Origin of the sequence: Chryseobacterium culicis (assembly GCF_900108365.1) — a bacterium.
Lineage (GTDB): Bacteria > Bacteroidota > Bacteroidia > Flavobacteriales > Weeksellaceae > Chryseobacterium > Chryseobacterium culicis.
This window is the reverse complement of sequence record NZ_FNWQ01000002.1, coordinates 416,711-433,391: the sequence shown is the minus strand read 5'-3', so window position 1 is coordinate 433,391 and position 16,681 is coordinate 416,711. Positions and strand designations below refer to the sequence as shown.

Below are 16,681 nucleotides of genomic sequence, written 5' to 3'. Positions count from 1 at the left end.
AAGGAGGTTATTTTATAAGTTTTGTATTGTTTTTCTTGTAAATCTTCGCATCAAATCGGTAATATCTTGCTGCGCGGTGTGATACATCTTTTTGAATTTCATCCAAAGGAACAATATAAGGGAATGATGATATTTTTTTGTGGAAGTTTTTGATATCAATATTCTTTTCATTTAAAGCGCTATAGAGCTGATAGAGCTGTCTTATGGTAAATCTTTTAGGGAGCAGCTCAAAAATAATGGAGAAGTCAGATTCAATCCACTTTCTGATTTCCATTAAAGATTCATTGATAATTTTGTTATGGTCAAAAGGTAATAACGGAACCTCATCAATGGGATACCAGTCTACGGTATCATATTTTGTACTGTTGATCTTGTGATCTATTTTGCAAAGAGAAAGATAAGCAACGGTAATGATCCTGTCTATATGATGTTTGTATTCCTGATCCATCCATTTGATATCATGCACATTGCTTGCTCTCATAGGGTCTGCAAAACATTTGAACTGTTTGAGCACCATTTTTTTTATGCCGGTAAGCTCATGAAGCACTCTTTGTGCGGCATCATCCACATCTTCATCACTGAAAATAAGACTTCCCGGAAGCTTGATTTGTTTTTCCAGCGGCACATCATCAACATGGCGCTGCACTAATAGTATATTCAACCTGTTTTCATGGTCAAATCCAAAGACAACACAATCTACAGAGACATAGGTATGGATAAAGTTCTGATTCATTAGTTTGTTAACATTTTGGTAACATTACAAATATAAAAATTCATCTGAATAAAAAAAATAAATCCGCTATTATCTACTGCTTATCAATCAATTACATATCGAATTTTTATGATATCAATTGTATAAAAAATATGATAAGGTTATCATTAATTTTACACTTAGCAATTTCATAAGATATGAATTCACAATCAATTGCAATTGGATATGAGTCTTAAAAAGATTATTTTTTTTTGAATAAATATTATGATAAGAATAATTGATTTTTTTTTCATTTTGCACGCAAAAAAAATGTAAAAAACACACTTTTTATTATTAAAAAAGATGCAAATTGTTATTTTTGATTACCATTTTTTACACTCTAACCAGAAATAATTACGAAACAATTAAGCTAAACAACAATTTGGTATCATAATGCAAACATGAAAAATCGTAATATAAACAACGGTCTTATTTGAAAATTTCATGAATACAAGTAAAAAAAATGTACATGTTTAATTTGTCAAGTTTTCTTACGAAAAGCTTCCTTCAAGGTTTTTTCCGGGTTTTGGGGATAAATTCGAAGCTCATTTCTTGCAATGTCACTAGTCGCTAACACTGGAGACTTCCCACTGATATTTCATTACTTCACTAGTAAAGAAGCAATTTCTTTCATGTACTCACTATAGGATTTTACCAAAATGAAATATCCATTTATACCTTTCGCTTTGGTTTTTCCTGTAATTTCTACAGTTAATCGGCTGGGAATATTGATGATCGTTCCGCCTGATTTAGTAACTTCAATGGAATTATCAATACTAAAAGACATCTTTTTATTACTTTCTCAATCGTGTACATTGTAAATTCCAGTAGCAGAAAAAAAGGTTAGAGATCGTTTTGGATATTCATAATATAAAAAACCTCCCGTATCAATAGGGAGGTAAAAGTTTAATGAATGATAAGTAAAGTGATCTGGTCTTAAACAAGTTTTATCTTCAAAACTTCTTTTCCCATTAAAAATGCCTGCGCCATATACATCACCGTTTAAAGAAATTTCGATTTTCGTGGTACATTCTGATATCGCTAACTTGAATCAAATTTTATATTATTTTTACCTTCTTCACTACCTATCTATTTTTCTAAAAAAGTCTGTTATGCAGTGATCTCAAAGCTTCTACCTTAAAAACCGAGGGAACTAATAATGAAATATTATTTTCACTTCCTCCGTAGGAAATCATTCGTATTGGAATATGCTTTACTGCTTCAGAGACAATGGTTGTATATCCGTGATTATTTTTCCTGAAATCACCTACAATACATATAATAGATTGTTCACTGTCAATTTCAACAGCCGAAAAGGTGTTTAGTTCTCTTATAATTTCAGAAAGATTTTCCGTGTGATCAATGGTAAGAGAAACAGCTACTTCAGAAGTGGTAATCATATCTATAGGTGTTTTGTACCGTTCAAAAATTTCAAAAACCTTTCTCAGAAAACCATAGGCCATCAGCATACGTGAAGATTGAATACGGATAGCCGTGATTCCATCTTTAGCAGCTATTGCCACAATTTGATTTTGATTGGTAGCCTCTCCAGAAATCAATGTTCCGAGGGCAGATGGATTCATTGTATCCAGTAACCTTACAGGAACATTATATTTTCTTGCAGGAAAAACACTTTGGGGATGAAGGATTTTAGCGCCAAAGTACGATAGTTCAGCAGCTTCATCAAAACTAAGTCTGGCTATAGATTTTGTATTCTGAACATATCTCGGATCATTATTATGAAAACCATCAATATCTGTCCAGATTTGAATTTCTTCTGTCTGCAATGCTGCTCCCAGCAAGGAAGCGGTATAGTCAGAACCTCCCCTTTGCAGATTATCAATTTCACCCTGAACATTTCTGCATATATACCCTTGGGTAATAAATAAAGTATCTTCCGGATATTTTGCAATTTCAACAGCTGCCTGTTTTCTTATTTCATCAATATTGGGTTCTTTGTCTTCATCAATTACCATAAAATCTAATGCTGATAATAATACAGAAGAAACTTGTTTTTCCTTTAAGTATAAATGAAAAAGGGTGGTTGAAATAATCTCACCTTGCGCAAGAATAATACGTTCTGCAGTAGAAGAAAAATTTTTATGTTTGAACTGATAAAAAATATCAAAAATCTTGTCAATAAAAGCTAAAGCTTCCAAAATTCCTTTTTCAGTTTTAAACAACTCATTTACAAATTTTATATATTGCTGCTGTAGTCCATCAATATGCTTGTAGGCAGCTTCAATATCTTTGTTTTCATAAAGCTCAGATAATTTCACCAAATCATTTGTCGTACCTGAAACAGCTGACAAAACCACAAGATGTTTATCTGACTGTTGAGATCTGATTATTGATAATAACTGTTCGATACGCTCCGGACTTCCTACTGAGGTCCCTCCAAATTTCAATACTTTCATAATAAGATTAATTGTTAATTTTTATCAATAAAAAAAAGAGCCTGTCGTGATGACAAGCTCCTTTTTTATTTAATTTCTAACCAATAGGAAACTGACTCACGACGTTGGACGTAAGTACTGTTTCTTTCCTTTTTTTAAGTTAGATACTATCATTTTCTTTTTTTGCTCGGCAAATATACATTTTTTTGCTAATCTTTTATAAAAAAGTACGAGTTAAATTTAAGATTCTCATCATGATTTTTCAGATGGGAACAATTCGCAGGCAATTTCATTATGTTCTATTTTTAACCAGAAACGCTGCAATTCTCTACAAATTTTTCAAACTTCCGATCAGTATTTCTCAGTACGGGGCCATGACCAAAACAGATGACAGCAGGGTTAAGTTTTGCCAATTTCTTGAGCGATTGGACATTTCGCCTCTGATCTGATGTAAATATATTAGGTGGAAGTCCCAAACGAACTGCTGTGGTAAGCAAATTCATATTTGTTGCCACATCTCCGATGATCAATACTCCATCCCGCTCACGGAATAAAGAAATATGACCTGGTGAATGTCCGGGTGTCTCCACTACTGTAAAGTTGCCTATCCTATCGTTTTCAGCGATTGTCTGTTCAACTTTATGCCCCTGGCCGGCCCAGTATTTTTGCTGAAGCCTTGCGATCCAGTGCTGCGGAGCGGGATAATCGTTGGTTACCATGCCTGTTTCCGTCCTGAAAACTTCATTAGGATGGCAGAGTAAAGGTATGTTAAACTCGGCACAGATCTGATCGCTACACCCCTGATGGTCTGCGTGGGCATGTGTCAGCACATGCTGATAAACGGGAATTTTCTGAAGAGTCTTCTTTACTGTGGTATATGAGCTCCGTATTCCGGAATCTACCAATACACCTTCAATAATATAGCAGTTAATGCTGTTTCGTGGCATCAGTGAAATGTGGAATACCTCAGGAGCAATTTGACGTAACATATTTTTTTGTACAAATCTACAGTGGTGTCCGGGACTTCATAAGGACATTTGTCCTATAATATGTCCGGCTTATGTATTTGCCCCTTTGCGCGGGTGAGTGACCGCCGGGTGACACCCAGATAGGATGCAAGATCCTGAGTGGCTATGCGACGGATGAGCATGGGTTCAGCAGACATGACATGAAGGTATTTATCGACAGCTGACTTATTATTGTAATTAAGCATATAACTTTCCTTTTGCTGATACTCCTGCTGCATTACCAGTTTTATAACTTCATTCAAAACAGGGATCTGATCAAGAAGGAGCTGATGGTTTTGGTAACTTATTGTGTATATAATGGTATCTTCTACCGCTTGTATGCTTCTTTTTGATTTTTCCTGAGCCAAAAATTCTGGAAACAATGTGGCAAATTCATTTTCAAATTTGAAGCAGGTAATATTTTCCTTTCCTTCTTTGTCAATAGCATATGCTTTTACAGCACCATGAGCAATAAATCCGATAGAACGGCAAATTTCATTCTCGCGTATAAAGAAATCACCTTTTTTTAAGCTGATCCGTTCGAAGAACTTCAGGGAAAGACTGATTTCCCCCGGTGAAAGTCTTCCTTTTGAAGACAAGTAATTTTCAAATACATCAGTCATTTCGATATCTTATTTGCTGTTTTGTTTTCTCATCCAATCCAATAGACAAAATTAATGATTATAAAGAACAATGAATTAACTAAACTTAATGGTCTTAGCATTTATATCAGACGATGCAGAATTTAATTTCGATACTTATATTATATTTACCCAACAAAAATAGATTACAAATAAACCATAAAAAGAAAGATGGCCGGAATTAAAAATTCCGGCCATCTTTACATAAGTATTAATTTGTTTTTTTTCTCCATTCCGCTTTTACATCCTCAGCGGCATCTTTGGTACTCTCCCATGCTTCATCTGCTTTATCTTTAATATCTTCCCAGGCATCAGAAATATTAGATTTTACTCTTTCCAGCCAGTCTTCCTGAGTGGCTTCCTGATCATTATCCCTTTTTTCATTGATGTAATCCTTAGCCTTATCTGCCAGATCACTGATCTTCCATTTTGCATCATTCGCTGCATTTTTAAGAGTATTTTCTGTTTCGTTTACTGCTTTTTCCGCTTTGTTGTAATCTGAATTATTCATAATGTAATATTTAAAGTATTTGGTATATAAATAAACAATACTCATGCCTAAAAAAGAGACAGTATGTTAAAATATTCCTAAAATTGGAATTTAAAGAATTTCTGAGCGTACAATTTACTTTTCTTTTCCGCTGAGTCTTCTCACCATTCCTTTGAAAATGAATCCATGAAACGGCAGTACCATCAGCCAATAGATTCTTCCCCAAAGACCTTTTGGACGGAAGACAGCTTTTTGCCAGATCTTGTTTCTGTAAATTTTAAACATCAGCCATGCTTCTCCGGGAAGTTTCATTTCAGCAAATAATATAAGCTTGCCCTCTTCACGGTTGGCATACAGTACTCTCCAAAAGTCCAGTGCATCCCCTTCCTTAAGATCTGTAGGATGCCTGCGTCCCCTTCTCAATCCAGGGCCGCCTACCAATTTGTCAAATAATCCCCTGATTTTCCAAAGATTCTGTCCGTACCAGCCATGGGTACCTCCTAATTCAAAAACACGATCCATACAGGCATCCCTGTTATCATACTCTTCACTTCTAAGATCTGTAAAACAACCATATTTCGGCACATCATGATATGGTTTCAATGTTGAATCATGACGGCTGCTGATAAAGCTGTCTTTCCAGCTGGATACAATTTCATTGGCCTGAATTTTTGCAAGAGTCCTTTTTAAAGCTGTATCATAAGAGAAAGGCTGAATACCGGTAATCAGTTTGATTTCCGTTAGACTTTCAGGACGGCATATTACTTCTATTTTCATGCTTCCAACCAGTGCTTTTGCGAGATTATAGGAGGTTGACGTAATAAAATAGAGCCAGTATGAAGATAATCTTGGGGTCATTACCGGTAGTGTAAAAATCGTTCTTTTCAATCCTCTCACCTGTGCAAACTGCAGTAACATATCTTTATAGGTTAAAACGTCATCACATCCGATGTCAAAGTTTTTCTGGTAAGCAGTTTCTTTGAACAGCACAAAAATCAGGAAATCAAGAACGTTGGCAATGCCTATCGGCTGACATTTGGTATACAGCCACTTGGGAGCTACCATTACCGGCAGTTTTTCAACAAGATCCCTGATGATCTCGAAGGAAGCACTTCCGGATCCAATGATGATCCCTGCACGAAGAACCGTTGCAGGAACTTTACATTCCATAAGGATTTTTTCTACTTCGTACCTGGAGTTGAGATGTTTGGACAGTTCTTTTTCATTCACAAGCCCTGAAAGATAGACAATATGTCTGCACTGTGTCTTTTCTATATAATCTGAAAAATTAGAGGCACATTTTTTTTCTGATTCTTCATAATCTGCGGAATTACTCATGGAATGCATCAGATAATAGGCTCCCATAATATCTTCAGGAATATTCTGTAATGTTTCGGGCTTGAGAAAATCGACTTCAATGACTTCAATAAGCCGTTCATCGATATCCATGTTTCTGGTAAAACGGGAGGCATCTCTGCAGCAGCATACAACTTTATACCCCTGTGCAGCAATTACGCTGATCATTCTTTTACCGATGTAGCCGGTAGCTCCCGTAAGCAGTATTTTTTCCATAAGTATCGAATTTGACAGGTTTATCTGATTATGTATGCCCTACGGCTATTATATTTTTTCTAAAAGGTGTCCAAAATAGTTCTTTTTCTTAACAAGATAACTTTCGTTCACTTCATTGGACTCAATTTCCAGCGGAATTCTGCTGTTGAGAATTATTTCACTGTTCTCAATCGACTTTATTTTATCAGGATTGTTGGTCAGGAGATTAATCTTTCGGACGTTCAAAAGATTCAGCATTTCCACAGCAACATCAAAGTTTCTTGCGTCATCCGGCAGCCCCAGCTTAAGATTCGCCTCAACGGTATCCATGCCCTGCTCCTGAAGCGCATAAGCTCTGAGCTTATTGATAATTCCGATATTTCTTCCTTCCTGACGAAGATAGATGATCAGTCCTCCGTTTTCAGACATGTATTTCATAGCGGCATCAAGCTGCTGCCCGCATTCGCATTTTTTCGAATGAAAAACCTCTCCGGTAATACACTCCGAGTGAAAACGGACGTTAACGGTCTTGTTAAAATCTGTATTTTCCATGACCAGAACCAAATGCGGGCTCCAGTCTTCTTCATTTTCTGAAAATGCATATACGGTAAATAATCCGTAATCTGTTGGTATTTTTGATTGTGCCTGTATTTTAAGCATATATTTTCTATTTAAATTGAATGTCTACTTGTCAAAAGGACTTTTTTTATCCTGCTTCACCCAGATGAGTCTGGAAGTATCATAACCTATTTCACGGGCTTTGGAGAGGAAATTCTGCTTTACATTTTCTGGAATGTTTTTTTCACGGGAAAGGATCCACAGATAATCTAAATTTTTCCCTGCTACCAAAGCATATTGATAATCTTGCAGCGCTACTACATTGTATCCCGCATAAAAAGGTCCGAAAAAGCTGACTTTTAAAGCTGCTGTATCCTGACTGCCTCTGAATTTTGCAGTTCCGTTAACGGACACCCATTTCTCTTTTTTTGTATTGTATCCGCTGTTGGTGACATGTACGCTGCCGTCTTTATTCAGACTGTACTGAGCCATGGCATTGTCCAGATCCTTTTCAAAACGATAATCGAATCTTGCAATTTCATACCATGTTCCCAGGTATTTATTAACATCGAACTGAGTAACGGGCTGTGCCTTCTCGGGCATCGAGGAACATGATACAGCAAAGCATAATAATGCAAAGGCTGAAATAATTTTAAATATTGATTTATTTTTCATTTTTTGTTATTTTTTTAAAGAAGTAAATATTAAGCAAAAACTGGCTGTAGCCATACACGGCATCTTCAACAGGAATTGTGGTCATTCTAATCCCAAGAAATTCTTCAGGATTATAATTTACAACAGGCGACGGTATCAGTGAACCCGTCAGTATTCCATTTACCGCGAAAAACCCAGGCATCAGAATCAAGTATACCAGACTGGCTTTTCCGGTCCATTCTTTTTTAGCTATAAAATGGAGATAGCAAAGGGTAAACAGGGTGACAATTACTGTAAGCAGGGTGTATATTCTTTCATAATAAAGAAATCCTATTACAGAAAGGATAATAACAGATGTAAATACGATGAGATTATTAAAGGCGCCAACCCACTCAAGCTGGTAAAATTTTTCAATGCAGTAATAGGTAAAAACGCAGGCAAAAGGAATACAGTAAAAAAAGAGCCATTCTTCCACAGGAAGTCCCGCTATTTTAAACCCAAGGGTATAATTGAGATCAAACCACCACACTCCTTTTGCTGTAAACCATATATCCCAAAGGATAAAGGGAACTGCCACAATAGTAGACGACAGCAGAAAACTGCCGAAAAATCTGTGAAACTGTATTCTTCTGTCAAAAGAAGCTAAAAAGCAGATAATGACCGTGAAAAAATTAATCAGTAAGTAAGTATAGGGCATCATTTTTTGAAATACATTTTAAAATATTTAACAGGAACCCACAAAAACCCAAAACATTCTCCCCTTTCTTTTCCCAAATGTTTATGATGCTGCTTATGAGCACGTCTTATAGCAAGGAAATAAGGATTTTTCGTTTTTGAAAAGACTTTTGCTCTCTGGTGGATAAAAATATCATGTACAAAGAAATAAGCCATTCCGTAAAGACTGATTCCCAGACCGATAAAAAACAAGGTACTAAAACCCTGCTTTACCCCGAAATATAAAAGAGCAATGGCAGGACTTGCGAAAATGAAAAAGAACAGGTCATTCCTTTCTAATTTCCCGTCATGGCTGTGATCATGGTGATCCCTGTGAAGGGTCCAGAGAAAGCCATGCATAATATATCTGTGGATCAGCCAAGTGGCTCCCTCCATCGTAATAAAGACACCCAAAACAATGAGAGCATTCATGATAATGATGTTTTGCGGTTAAAAAGATCTTCCAAAATTCTGTATCGGTAATCAAAAATGCTTTTTAGCTTTTCTTTTACAAACAGCTGATGAGCAATTTTTCCCAGAATACCCAACGGGAGCTCATAGTCTACCGTATCTTTCATTAATATCCCCTTTTCATTGGGAATAAACTCATGAAAGTGGTTCCAGTATTGATATGGGCCTTTCTGCTGAAAATCAGTAAAACTTTTATATTCATCAACCTGGCGGATAATTGTTTTCCATCCCATCGGAATTCCCAATATGGGAGAGACCTTGTAATCTATTTCCATTCCTTCAAAGATAGGCTCATCCTTACCTTCCGAAAGAACTACAAAGTTCATACTCTTTGGGGTAATTTCCGCTAAATTATGAGGAGATGAAAAGAACTTCCAGGCGGTTTCCTTATCACAATTCAGCTGCTGTTCTCGGTATAATCTGTACATTATTTCTCTTTTAATTAATTCTTACACTTTTCAAAAAAATTAGATTTCACTATTAGAAGTAAGCAGATTTGTAGCGTATATAGCTTTTGAATGCAACAAGGATCTTTTGTGAATTTGCAATTCTGATTCTTTGCTGCAAGATACGCTGCGAACTGGTTTTCTTTATTTTTTCAAAGAGAGACAGGTAATATCTGTAAGCCAGATACACACCAAAAATGGAAGACCCCGGCAGTTTTTTAATTCCCTGCAATGCTTCTTTAAATTCTTTTTCTATTTCCTTTTCAATCTGGCTCTTTACCGTATTATCAAAGACGGACATGTTGAGAGAGGGAAAATAAGTACGGCCCAGAATCTGGTAATCATCTTTCAGATCTCTGAGAAAATTAACTTTTTGAAACGCGGACCCCAGCTTCATGGCAAATGGTTTAAGCTCATCAAACTGCTGCTTATTGCCGCCTGTGAATATATGAAGACACATCAGTCCCACAACTTCTGCCGAACCGTAGATATACTCGTTATACAGATCAGAATTATAGTCTATTTTCTGAAGATCCATTTCCATGCTGTGCAAAAACTGATTGATAAGCTGCACATCAATATTATACTGGCGAACAGTTTCCTGAAATGAGTTCAGAATAGGATTAATGGAAATACCATCTTCCAGGGCATCATAAGTTTCTGTTTTAAGCCTTTTCAACAATTTTTCCTTGTCGTAGCCATGAAAACTGTCAACAATTTCATCTGCAAGACGTACGTATCCATAAATGGCATATACAGCAGATCTTATGGAGGGCTTTAATGCTAATATTCCTAATGAAAAACTGGTACTGTATTTCCTTGTTGTATACTTGCTTACTTCGCAAGACAACTCATCAAACAATTTTTTCATATTAATTTATTTTTAGTTTATTAACTTCGGACGCTACAATTTTCCCTGAAATGACAGATGGCGGCACTCCCGGCCCCGGAACAGTTAATTGGCCGGTATAAAAAAGGTTTCTGATTTTTTTGTTTCTGATTTTGGGCTTTAATACTGCTGTTTGGGACAGTGTATTGGATAAGCCGTAAGCATTTCCCTGATAGGCATTATAATCTGAAATAAAATCACTTACACAATAGCTTTTTTTATATTCAATTCTTGAAGCGAGGTCATTTTCACCCGTATGCTTTTCGATTCTTTCAAGCATTTTCATCAGATACTTTTCACGAACTGATTCTTCATCATGAATTCCAGGTGCCAGCGGCAACAGTAAAAAAAGATTTTCACAGTCTTCGGGAGCTACATCCGGATCTGTTTTTGAGGGACAGCAGGCATAAAACAGCGGTTTAGATGGCCATTTTTTATTCTGGTAAATGCAGTCTATATGATCATCCAGCTCGTTTTCAAAGAAAAGAGTATGGTGTTTCAGTTGAGATATTTTCCCTTTAATTCCCAGATAATAAATCAGGCACGAAGGCGCAAACGTCTTTGATTCCCAATAGGCATTATTATAATTTCTGAGAGACTTGGGAATTAATGTTTCGGTGTGATGATAGTCTGATGAAGCAATGACTGCATCAAACTCGTATTCTTTACCCTCCACTGTTATTGATGCCACCTCCCCGTTGCCGGTATTGATTTTCTGGACTTCATGATTAAAATGGAAAGTAACCCCCTGCTTTTCCGCTACTTCTTTCATGGCAAGAACAAGCTGATAAAAACCACCCATCGGATATTTGGTTCCTAACACATACCCTCCGTAATTCATAAGGCTGTACATAGCGGGAATATTCTGAGGTGAAGCTCCCAAAAATATAACCGGGAACTCCATCAGTGATCTTAGTTTTGAATCTGAGAAATATCCTGATACATACTTACGGAAATTACTGAGAAGATCAAGCTTAAAGGCACTGCCTGCTATTTTTAAGGAAGCGAATTCCAGCCAGCTGTAACAGGGTTTGGTAACAAATTCCTTCATTCCGACTTCATACTTATATTTCGCAGATTCCATAAATCTGTCATAGTGCTTACCTGATCCCTTCTCTATTTTTTCAAAAAGATCTCTTATGGCTTCATTTTTTTCAGGAACAGAAACTTTTTCTTCTGAAAAAACCATTTCAAACTGGGGATCTAAGGAAACAAGTGTAAAAAAATCGGATACTTTACAATTAAAGTCATTGAAAAAGCCTTCAATAATGTCCGGCATCCAATACCAGCTGGGTCCCATATCAAAAACGTACCCTTCCTTTGTTTTAAATTGTCTTGCTCTGCCGCCGGGCTGGTGGTGCTTTTCGAATACATGGACTTCATTTCCCGATTTAGCGGCATAAGCTGCTGCTGACAGACCGGAAAATCCAGATCCTATAACTGCTATTCTTTTTTTTGAGTTTCCGGTATTCATTGTATTTTAATTAATAGTTTATCAAGAACTTCTTTGAGCCAGATTCAGTTTAGTTCAGTTTTTTATACACCGTATCTAGAAGATCCATTGTTTCAAGATTCATACGGTACATGGAATAATGAAATTCATCCAATTTGGAGAGTATGGCAATAAGCAGCATTCTTTCGGTATGATTCAGGTTTCCCGTTACCACCTGAGAGGCTTTACGGATCTCATCCATATGATCATTCAATACAGAAAGGCCTTTCTCTGTTATCTGAATAAGTTTTGTTCTTCTGTCTGTCTGAGAAACTGTCTGCTCTGCCCAGCCGTTACGGATCAGGCGGTTAATGATAAGTATACCAGAAGATTTTTCATGCACATTATGCCTTATCAGTTCCATTTTAGACATTGCCCCCATAGTCTTCAGGCTTATCAGATAAATAAAATCATCCTGGCTTGAAAAAAGCGAGTTACTCATGACCGACCTGGAGTAAGATTTTGCGTACCGGCTCATTCTGATCAATAATGTATTGATGACACTGTCCGAACTTCTTCCTAATCCTTTTCCTATCCAATCCGGATCTTCTGTCTCTGGATCATTCTTTTGAGAAGTATTAATCCATTCAGTGAAACCCTGAAGATCATTACTATACAGAGCTTTATCTTCATTTTGCTCCATGAATTGCTGAACAAGTTCCACTACTGATTTTATAAGATCAAAGTTCATATCGAATAAATTAGTACACAAATATACTTATTAAAGTTTATAAATATACTTTTTTAATGATAAAAATTAATTTTCCTATTAAATTTTTTAAAAACAGACTGTTTGTTTGAAAATTTTGTTCGTTATAAAAAGAATCCTGCAATTTTTTTGCAGGGTTGATGTAATGTGAAGAATACGGGATTCGAACCCGTAAAATCAGACTGGCTTCATTATTTATTGCAAACAATCATTGAATAATTTCCATTAAGGCGACCAATATTAGTATTTTTATTTATAAAATCCTAAGCTATTAATGCTTATCACTGGCATAAAAGGCTGTTTTTATGCCAGTTAACATATTTTTGATTAATTTAATTCAATAAAAGCTACAAAATATTTGGAAATACCATTTAAATACTTACTTTTGTACCGCTTTAATAAAAACGGGGGATTGGCGCAGTTGGCTAGCGCGTTTGACTGGCAGTCAAAAGGTCACGGGTTCGAATCCCGTATTCTCCACCTGATGTAAATGAAGACAAGTCTTCAAGATACATACCGTAAAAACCTGAAATCATTTAAGATTTCAGGTTTTTTTGTTCAAACAGGTCATAAAACCCTCTTGCCCATTGAATAAATTCCTAATTAATCCTATTTTTGCCTGAAATAATAGTACAACCATGCAACTTTATACAGAAAGACTCCTACTGCGCGACATTACCCTGGATGATCAACAGGATATTTTCAATTACCGTTCTGATGCGGAAGCCAATAAATTTCAAGGCTGGATTCCTGAAACGCTGGAAGACGTCAAAAATTTTATCCAAAGAAACAGTAAGGAATTCAATCAGCCCGAGAGCTGGTATCAGCTGCTGATTACTGATAAAGAAACAAAGGCGGTTATAGGAGATATAGGAGTTCATTTTATTGGAGAAGAAAATGTGCAGGCAGAATTCGGAATTACAATAAATACTTCTTTTCAGGGGAAAGGTTATGCTTCTGAGGCTATAAAAGCTGTCATTGGTCACTTATTTAATGATTTGCATAAGCACAGAATAACAGCATCCGTAGATCCTGACAATACCCCTTCTATTCAACTGATGGAAAGAATCGGTTTAAGGAAAGAAGGACATTTTGTGAAAAGTCTCTTCTGGAAAAATAACTGGGTAGATGATGTTATTTATGCGGTTCTCCGTGAAGAATGGCCCGCGAAGTAGATTTTGCCGGCAATAGCTAAAAAGATTCACATTCTTATCCGAATCGTTAATAAAATCTTTTAAATTATGTTGAAAAAGACCAACCTGCAAAATTAAAATTTGCAGGTTTTTTATAAGTTTTTATCAAGCATAATTAATGACTAGTGGTAGAGAAACCTACTCTATTGAGGACAACATTTTATTGTAAAAGTCCGTACTTACATTTGAAGTCTTTATTTTAAATCTCAGATGGCTATCTGTATGTTCTGCATATACATCCACAATAACGATATCAGCAAACAGAAGTCGTCTAATTTTTATATCAAGAAGCTTGTCTAGCGGATATTCAATGACGGGTGATGGCGTGTTATTATGTAACGGATGATAAGTTTTAATGGAAAAAACAGCGCCCGTATTTTCAAATTCAAATACTTTAAGACTGAAAATCTTCCTGATGATCATAATATTTGCCATTACCAAGGTCCCGCCTGCAATCTGAGCATATTCTTTACCCATTAAAAATCTGAATAGATAGCAACATGCTAATAAACAGCAGATAACTATAAAAATAAAAAGGGAAATTCTCATTTCCACCTTAATCTTCCTATTATTAGTTAAAAACATAATCTTTCTTTTAAGGTATTCCTCATCATATTTTTTCTTATGGTGCAAAGCTACATAATATAGTATCTGCCTATTTCAAGAACAGATATACAATTTATTTACAAAACTTTTAAGATCTACCGTCTGGTTTCCGACTACTATTATACTTCAACTTTTCTAATTTTTATTTTTCTTTTAAACACAGCTTACTAAGAGATATTTAAAACATAGAAAAACAGCAATGTCTCAAAACAAAACATAAACCATTAATAAACAACATGTTATATAAAAGTATATATAAATTGTACACCAATACAAAATAAAAAAATCATAATGTATATATATTGTATATACTGTTTCCATATCTTTTTTGAAGACACCCTATAATTTTGCACTCGTAATAACGGAGGTTAGTTCATACGTTTAAAAACCAATTGACTTGTTCTATAAGAAACACAGGGATTATACAATTTATTAATCCCTGTTTTCTGAAAACTGAATGACATCAGCCAGATTATTTAGCAAAACACATAATATATAATTCAAATGATTAAAAACACAAAACTTTTATTACTAACAATTTGTACGGGTGCCTCTTATAACGCTCAAGTAGGCATAAACACCACCACTCCTCAGGCTACTTTGCATATTCAAAGTAAAGGAAATTCAGCATCAACAAATGCATTTAAAATTAATAATTCAGCCGCTACAGAAATTCTTACCACGACTGACAATGGAAATCTGGGAGTTGGTGTTTCGTCACCTCAAAAAAGAATTGATATTGATGCCAATAGCGATGCTTTGAGATTCAGAAATCTGATAAGAACAACCTCAGGAAATGCAGATGGAACAATCACTGTTCTCAATTACAATACCGCAAATGGCGATATTGCTAACAGAGTTACAAAGCAAGTGCAGACTGTTACATTGGCCAATAATGCAACAGCAACATTAACAGATGCTACAGGAGGGATTAATGGAACTCTATTGATAAGATCTGCAACTAACTCTTCCTCTGCAGGTGCTAATATAACAGCAACATTTAATTATGCCAGAAGAGGATTAGGTTTATTGGGAATTGCTGTTGATTCTGCTACCGCACCCACTTTTACTCGTGGAAATGCTGGTGATGGTATTGGGGTGCTGTATACAATTTCAGCGGGGGATTTTAGCTTTACAATAACTAAACCGACACTAAATTCTATTACTATCACTAATACAAGCGGTGCAAGCAGAGGTTTCATAATTTCAACTGAACCTTTGTGATCAATGACAACAATTTTAAATGAGCAAAATTAATTAACATCGTATACTTCTCTTTGAAATATCAAAAGAAAACTGAGATAAAAATAAATGAGATTATGTCAAATCCAGATTACAAAAAAATATATACAGATATCATTTTGAGAAAATATCCCAATAAAATGGATGCCTGCAAAAAATATCTGGAAAAGCATGATATGTCAGCCGTTGATATTATTACTCTTAACACAATGATATTTGGAGCTGACTCTAAAAATCATAAGCATAAGTCATATAGCATTTCAGATATCAAAGAAATACTTGACTATCAATTCAAATATAATCTAACCAACATAGATCTTGCGAGGCATTTCAATTTAAGCCGAAATACGGTAACCAAATGGAAAAAAGCTTTTGTGATCGGGGCTCTTTCAGATCAGGAATAATAACAGATTATACTGCTAAAAAAAACACAAGTGATGGATTTTAAACACATACATATTGGAAAGCTTATTCAACAAAAAGTTGATGAATTAAAAATAGATTCTAATCGTATTGGTAAATTCTTACAGAGCAGCGAAGAGGAAATAGCAGCCATGTACCATTCTGAAAGTATAGATTCAGGCATGCTTCTTAAGTGGAGTAAATTGCTTGAGTACGATCTTTTTAGAATATACAGTCAGCATCTTATTCTCTACGCTCCCACCAGTAATGAAAATTTAAAAACAGAAGTACTCACTAAAGACCTTCCACAATTTAGAAAAAAGCTGTATACAAGAGAGCTGATTGATTTTATTCTTACTCTGATCAAAGAAAATGAAAAAACAAAAGAACAGATTATAAAAGAATACAGAATTCCCAAAACCACACTGTATAAATGGATTGAAAAATACGGCAAATAGAAAATTATAAA

General features: G+C 35.5%; 20 protein-coding genes and 1 tRNA gene. 5 read left to right on the top strand and 16 right to left on the bottom strand.

The features are described 5' to 3' along the window. Positions 1-7 precede the first annotated feature (7 nt). From BLW74_RS08290 to BLW74_RS08220, 15 genes are all read right to left on the bottom strand, one after another. The gene (locus BLW74_RS08290) at positions 8-733 is read right to left on the bottom strand and encodes an NUDIX hydrolase (RefSeq protein WP_089691550.1); all 726 of its coding nucleotides are present in this window, start codon (positions 731-733) and stop codon (positions 8-10) included. A 619-nt stretch (positions 734-1,352) separates the two neighbouring features. Then, positions 1,353-1,538 (bottom strand): hypothetical protein, encoded by a 186-nt coding sequence (locus BLW74_RS08285; protein ID WP_089691547.1) that lies wholly within the window; start codon positions 1,536-1,538, stop codon positions 1,353-1,355. A 310-nt stretch (positions 1,539-1,848) separates the two neighbouring features. After that, the gene (locus tag BLW74_RS08280) at positions 1,849-3,168 is read right to left on the bottom strand and encodes an aspartate kinase (protein WP_089691544.1); all 1,320 of its coding nucleotides are present in this window, start codon (positions 3,166-3,168) and stop codon (positions 1,849-1,851) included. A gap of 284 nt (positions 3,169-3,452) precedes the next feature. Further along, positions 3,453-4,136 (bottom strand): MBL fold metallo-hydrolase, encoded by a 684-nt coding sequence (locus BLW74_RS08275; protein ID WP_089691541.1) that lies wholly within the window; start codon positions 4,134-4,136, stop codon positions 3,453-3,455. 53 nt (positions 4,137-4,189) lie between these two features. Next, the gene (locus BLW74_RS08270; protein ID WP_089691539.1) at positions 4,190-4,777 is read right to left on the bottom strand and encodes a Crp/Fnr family transcriptional regulator; all 588 of its coding nucleotides are present in this window, start codon (positions 4,775-4,777) and stop codon (positions 4,190-4,192) included. A gap of 229 nt (positions 4,778-5,006) precedes the next feature. Continuing rightward, positions 5,007-5,306 (bottom strand): hypothetical protein, encoded by a 300-nt coding sequence (locus tag BLW74_RS08265; protein WP_089692583.1) that lies wholly within the window; start codon positions 5,304-5,306, stop codon positions 5,007-5,009. Between the two features lie 114 nt (positions 5,307-5,420). After that, positions 5,421-6,857: an SDR family oxidoreductase gene (locus BLW74_RS08260; RefSeq protein ID WP_089691536.1), complete on the bottom strand. Its 1,437-nt coding sequence runs from the start codon at positions 6,855-6,857 to the stop codon at positions 5,421-5,423. A 48-nt stretch (positions 6,858-6,905) separates the two neighbouring features. Continuing rightward, positions 6,906-7,496, bottom strand: coding sequence for a GTP cyclohydrolase II (gene ribA, locus BLW74_RS08255; protein WP_089691533.1), 591 nt, complete (start codon positions 7,494-7,496; stop codon positions 6,906-6,908). A gap of 24 nt (positions 7,497-7,520) precedes the next feature. Further along, a complete protein-coding gene (locus BLW74_RS08250; RefSeq protein ID WP_089691531.1) occupies positions 7,521-8,069 on the bottom strand; it encodes a lipocalin family protein in 549 nt (182 codons plus the stop codon). Then, on the bottom strand, positions 8,059-8,748 hold the full coding sequence (locus BLW74_RS08245) for a lycopene cyclase domain-containing protein (protein ID WP_089691528.1): 690 nt from the start codon (positions 8,746-8,748) through the stop codon (positions 8,059-8,061). The genes BLW74_RS08250 and BLW74_RS08245 overlap by 11 nt, the downstream gene beginning before the upstream one ends. Then, the gene (locus BLW74_RS08240) at positions 8,745-9,194 is read right to left on the bottom strand and encodes a sterol desaturase family protein (protein ID WP_089691525.1); all 450 of its coding nucleotides are present in this window, start codon (positions 9,192-9,194) and stop codon (positions 8,745-8,747) included. Before BLW74_RS08240 ends, BLW74_RS08245 begins: the two co-directional genes overlap by 4 nt. Continuing rightward, positions 9,191-9,664, bottom strand: coding sequence for an SRPBCC family protein (locus tag BLW74_RS08235; RefSeq protein WP_089691522.1), 474 nt, complete (start codon positions 9,662-9,664; stop codon positions 9,191-9,193). Before BLW74_RS08235 ends, BLW74_RS08240 begins: the two co-directional genes overlap by 4 nt. A 49-nt stretch (positions 9,665-9,713) precedes the next feature. Further along, positions 9,714-10,550 carry a phytoene/squalene synthase family protein gene (locus BLW74_RS08230; protein ID WP_089691520.1) on the bottom strand — a complete coding sequence of 279 codons (837 nt, stop codon included), beginning with the start codon at positions 10,548-10,550 and terminating at the stop codon, positions 9,714-9,716. A 1-nt stretch (position 10,551) separates the two neighbouring features. Beyond that, positions 10,552-12,042, bottom strand: coding sequence for a phytoene desaturase family protein (locus BLW74_RS08225; RefSeq protein ID WP_089691516.1), 1,491 nt, complete (start codon positions 12,040-12,042; stop codon positions 10,552-10,554). Positions 12,043-12,091: 49 nt separating this feature from the next. Then, on the bottom strand, positions 12,092-12,751 hold the full coding sequence (locus tag BLW74_RS08220; protein WP_089691514.1) for a MarR family winged helix-turn-helix transcriptional regulator: 660 nt from the start codon (positions 12,749-12,751) through the stop codon (positions 12,092-12,094). A 424-nt stretch (positions 12,752-13,175) separates the two neighbouring features. Between BLW74_RS08220 and BLW74_RS08215 the strand changes: the two genes are divergently transcribed. Next, positions 13,176-13,249, top strand: a tRNA-Ala gene (locus tag BLW74_RS08215). A gap of 158 nt (positions 13,250-13,407) precedes the next feature. After that, the gene (locus BLW74_RS08210) at positions 13,408-13,944 is read left to right on the top strand and encodes a GNAT family N-acetyltransferase (RefSeq protein ID WP_089691513.1); all 537 of its coding nucleotides are present in this window, start codon (positions 13,408-13,410) and stop codon (positions 13,942-13,944) included. A 156-nt stretch (positions 13,945-14,100) separates the two neighbouring features. Here the strand turns inward: BLW74_RS08210 and BLW74_RS08205 are convergent, their stop codons facing one another. Next, positions 14,101-14,439, bottom strand: coding sequence for a hypothetical protein (locus tag BLW74_RS08205; protein WP_089691510.1), 339 nt, complete (start codon positions 14,437-14,439; stop codon positions 14,101-14,103). Positions 14,440-15,072: 633 nt separating this feature from the next. On the opposite strand from BLW74_RS08205, the gene BLW74_RS08200 reads away from it, so the two are divergent. From BLW74_RS08200 to BLW74_RS08190, 3 genes are all read left to right on the top strand, one after another. Next, positions 15,073-15,792: a hypothetical protein gene (locus BLW74_RS08200; RefSeq protein WP_089691507.1), complete on the top strand. Its 720-nt coding sequence runs from the start codon at positions 15,073-15,075 to the stop codon at positions 15,790-15,792. Between the two features lie 95 nt (positions 15,793-15,887). Then, positions 15,888-16,214, top strand: coding sequence for a hypothetical protein (locus tag BLW74_RS08195; RefSeq protein WP_089692582.1), 327 nt, complete (start codon positions 15,888-15,890; stop codon positions 16,212-16,214). Positions 16,215-16,247: 33 nt separating this feature from the next. Further along, a complete protein-coding gene (locus BLW74_RS08190) occupies positions 16,248-16,670 on the top strand; it encodes a transposase (protein WP_089691504.1) in 423 nt (140 codons plus the stop codon). Positions 16,671-16,681 lie beyond the last annotated feature (11 nt).

Bases quoted from the DNA above. Each gene is read 5' to 3' on its own strand.
- BLW74_RS08290 (WP_089691550.1), bottom strand. From the start codon at position 733: ATGAATCAGAACTTTATCCATACCTATGTCTCTGTAGATTGTGTTGTC.
- BLW74_RS08285 (WP_089691547.1), bottom strand. From the start codon at position 1,538: ATGTCTTTTAGTATTGATAATTCCATTGAAGTTACTAAATCAGGCGGA.
- BLW74_RS08280 (WP_089691544.1), bottom strand. From the start codon at position 3,168: ATGAAAGTATTGAAATTTGGAGGGACCTCAGTAGGAAGTCCGGAGCGT.
- BLW74_RS08275 (WP_089691541.1), bottom strand. From the start codon at position 4,136: ATGTTACGTCAAATTGCTCCTGAGGTATTCCACATTTCACTGATGCCA.
- BLW74_RS08270 (WP_089691539.1), bottom strand. From the start codon at position 4,777: ATGACTGATGTATTTGAAAATTACTTGTCTTCAAAAGGAAGACTTTCA.
- BLW74_RS08265 (WP_089692583.1), bottom strand. From the start codon at position 5,306: ATGAATAATTCAGATTACAACAAAGCGGAAAAAGCAGTAAACGAAACA.
- BLW74_RS08260 (WP_089691536.1), bottom strand. From the start codon at position 6,857: ATGGAAAAAATACTGCTTACGGGAGCTACCGGCTACATCGGTAAAAGA.
- ribA (WP_089691533.1), bottom strand. From the start codon at position 7,496: ATGCTTAAAATACAGGCACAATCAAAAATACCAACAGATTACGGATTA.
- BLW74_RS08250 (WP_089691531.1), bottom strand. From the start codon at position 8,069: ATGAAAAATAAATCAATATTTAAAATTATTTCAGCCTTTGCATTATTA.
- BLW74_RS08245 (WP_089691528.1), bottom strand. From the start codon at position 8,748: ATGATGCCCTATACTTACTTACTGATTAATTTTTTCACGGTCATTATC.
- BLW74_RS08240 (WP_089691525.1), bottom strand. From the start codon at position 9,194: ATGAATGCTCTCATTGTTTTGGGTGTCTTTATTACGATGGAGGGAGCC.
- BLW74_RS08230 (WP_089691520.1), bottom strand. From the start codon at position 10,550: ATGAAAAAATTGTTTGATGAGTTGTCTTGCGAAGTAAGCAAGTATACA.
- BLW74_RS08225 (WP_089691516.1), bottom strand. From the start codon at position 12,042: ATGAATACCGGAAACTCAAAAAAAAGAATAGCAGTTATAGGATCTGGA.
- BLW74_RS08220 (WP_089691514.1), bottom strand. From the start codon at position 12,751: ATGAACTTTGATCTTATAAAATCAGTAGTGGAACTTGTTCAGCAATTC.
- BLW74_RS08210 (WP_089691513.1), top strand. From the start codon at position 13,408: ATGCAACTTTATACAGAAAGACTCCTACTGCGCGACATTACCCTGGAT.
- BLW74_RS08205 (WP_089691510.1), bottom strand. From the start codon at position 14,439: ATGGGTAAAGAATATGCTCAGATTGCAGGCGGGACCTTGGTAATGGCA.
- BLW74_RS08200 (WP_089691507.1), top strand. From the start codon at position 15,073: ATGATTAAAAACACAAAACTTTTATTACTAACAATTTGTACGGGTGCC.
- BLW74_RS08195 (WP_089692582.1), top strand. From the start codon at position 15,888: ATGTCAAATCCAGATTACAAAAAAATATATACAGATATCATTTTGAGA.
- BLW74_RS08190 (WP_089691504.1), top strand. From the start codon at position 16,248: ATGGATTTTAAACACATACATATTGGAAAGCTTATTCAACAAAAAGTT.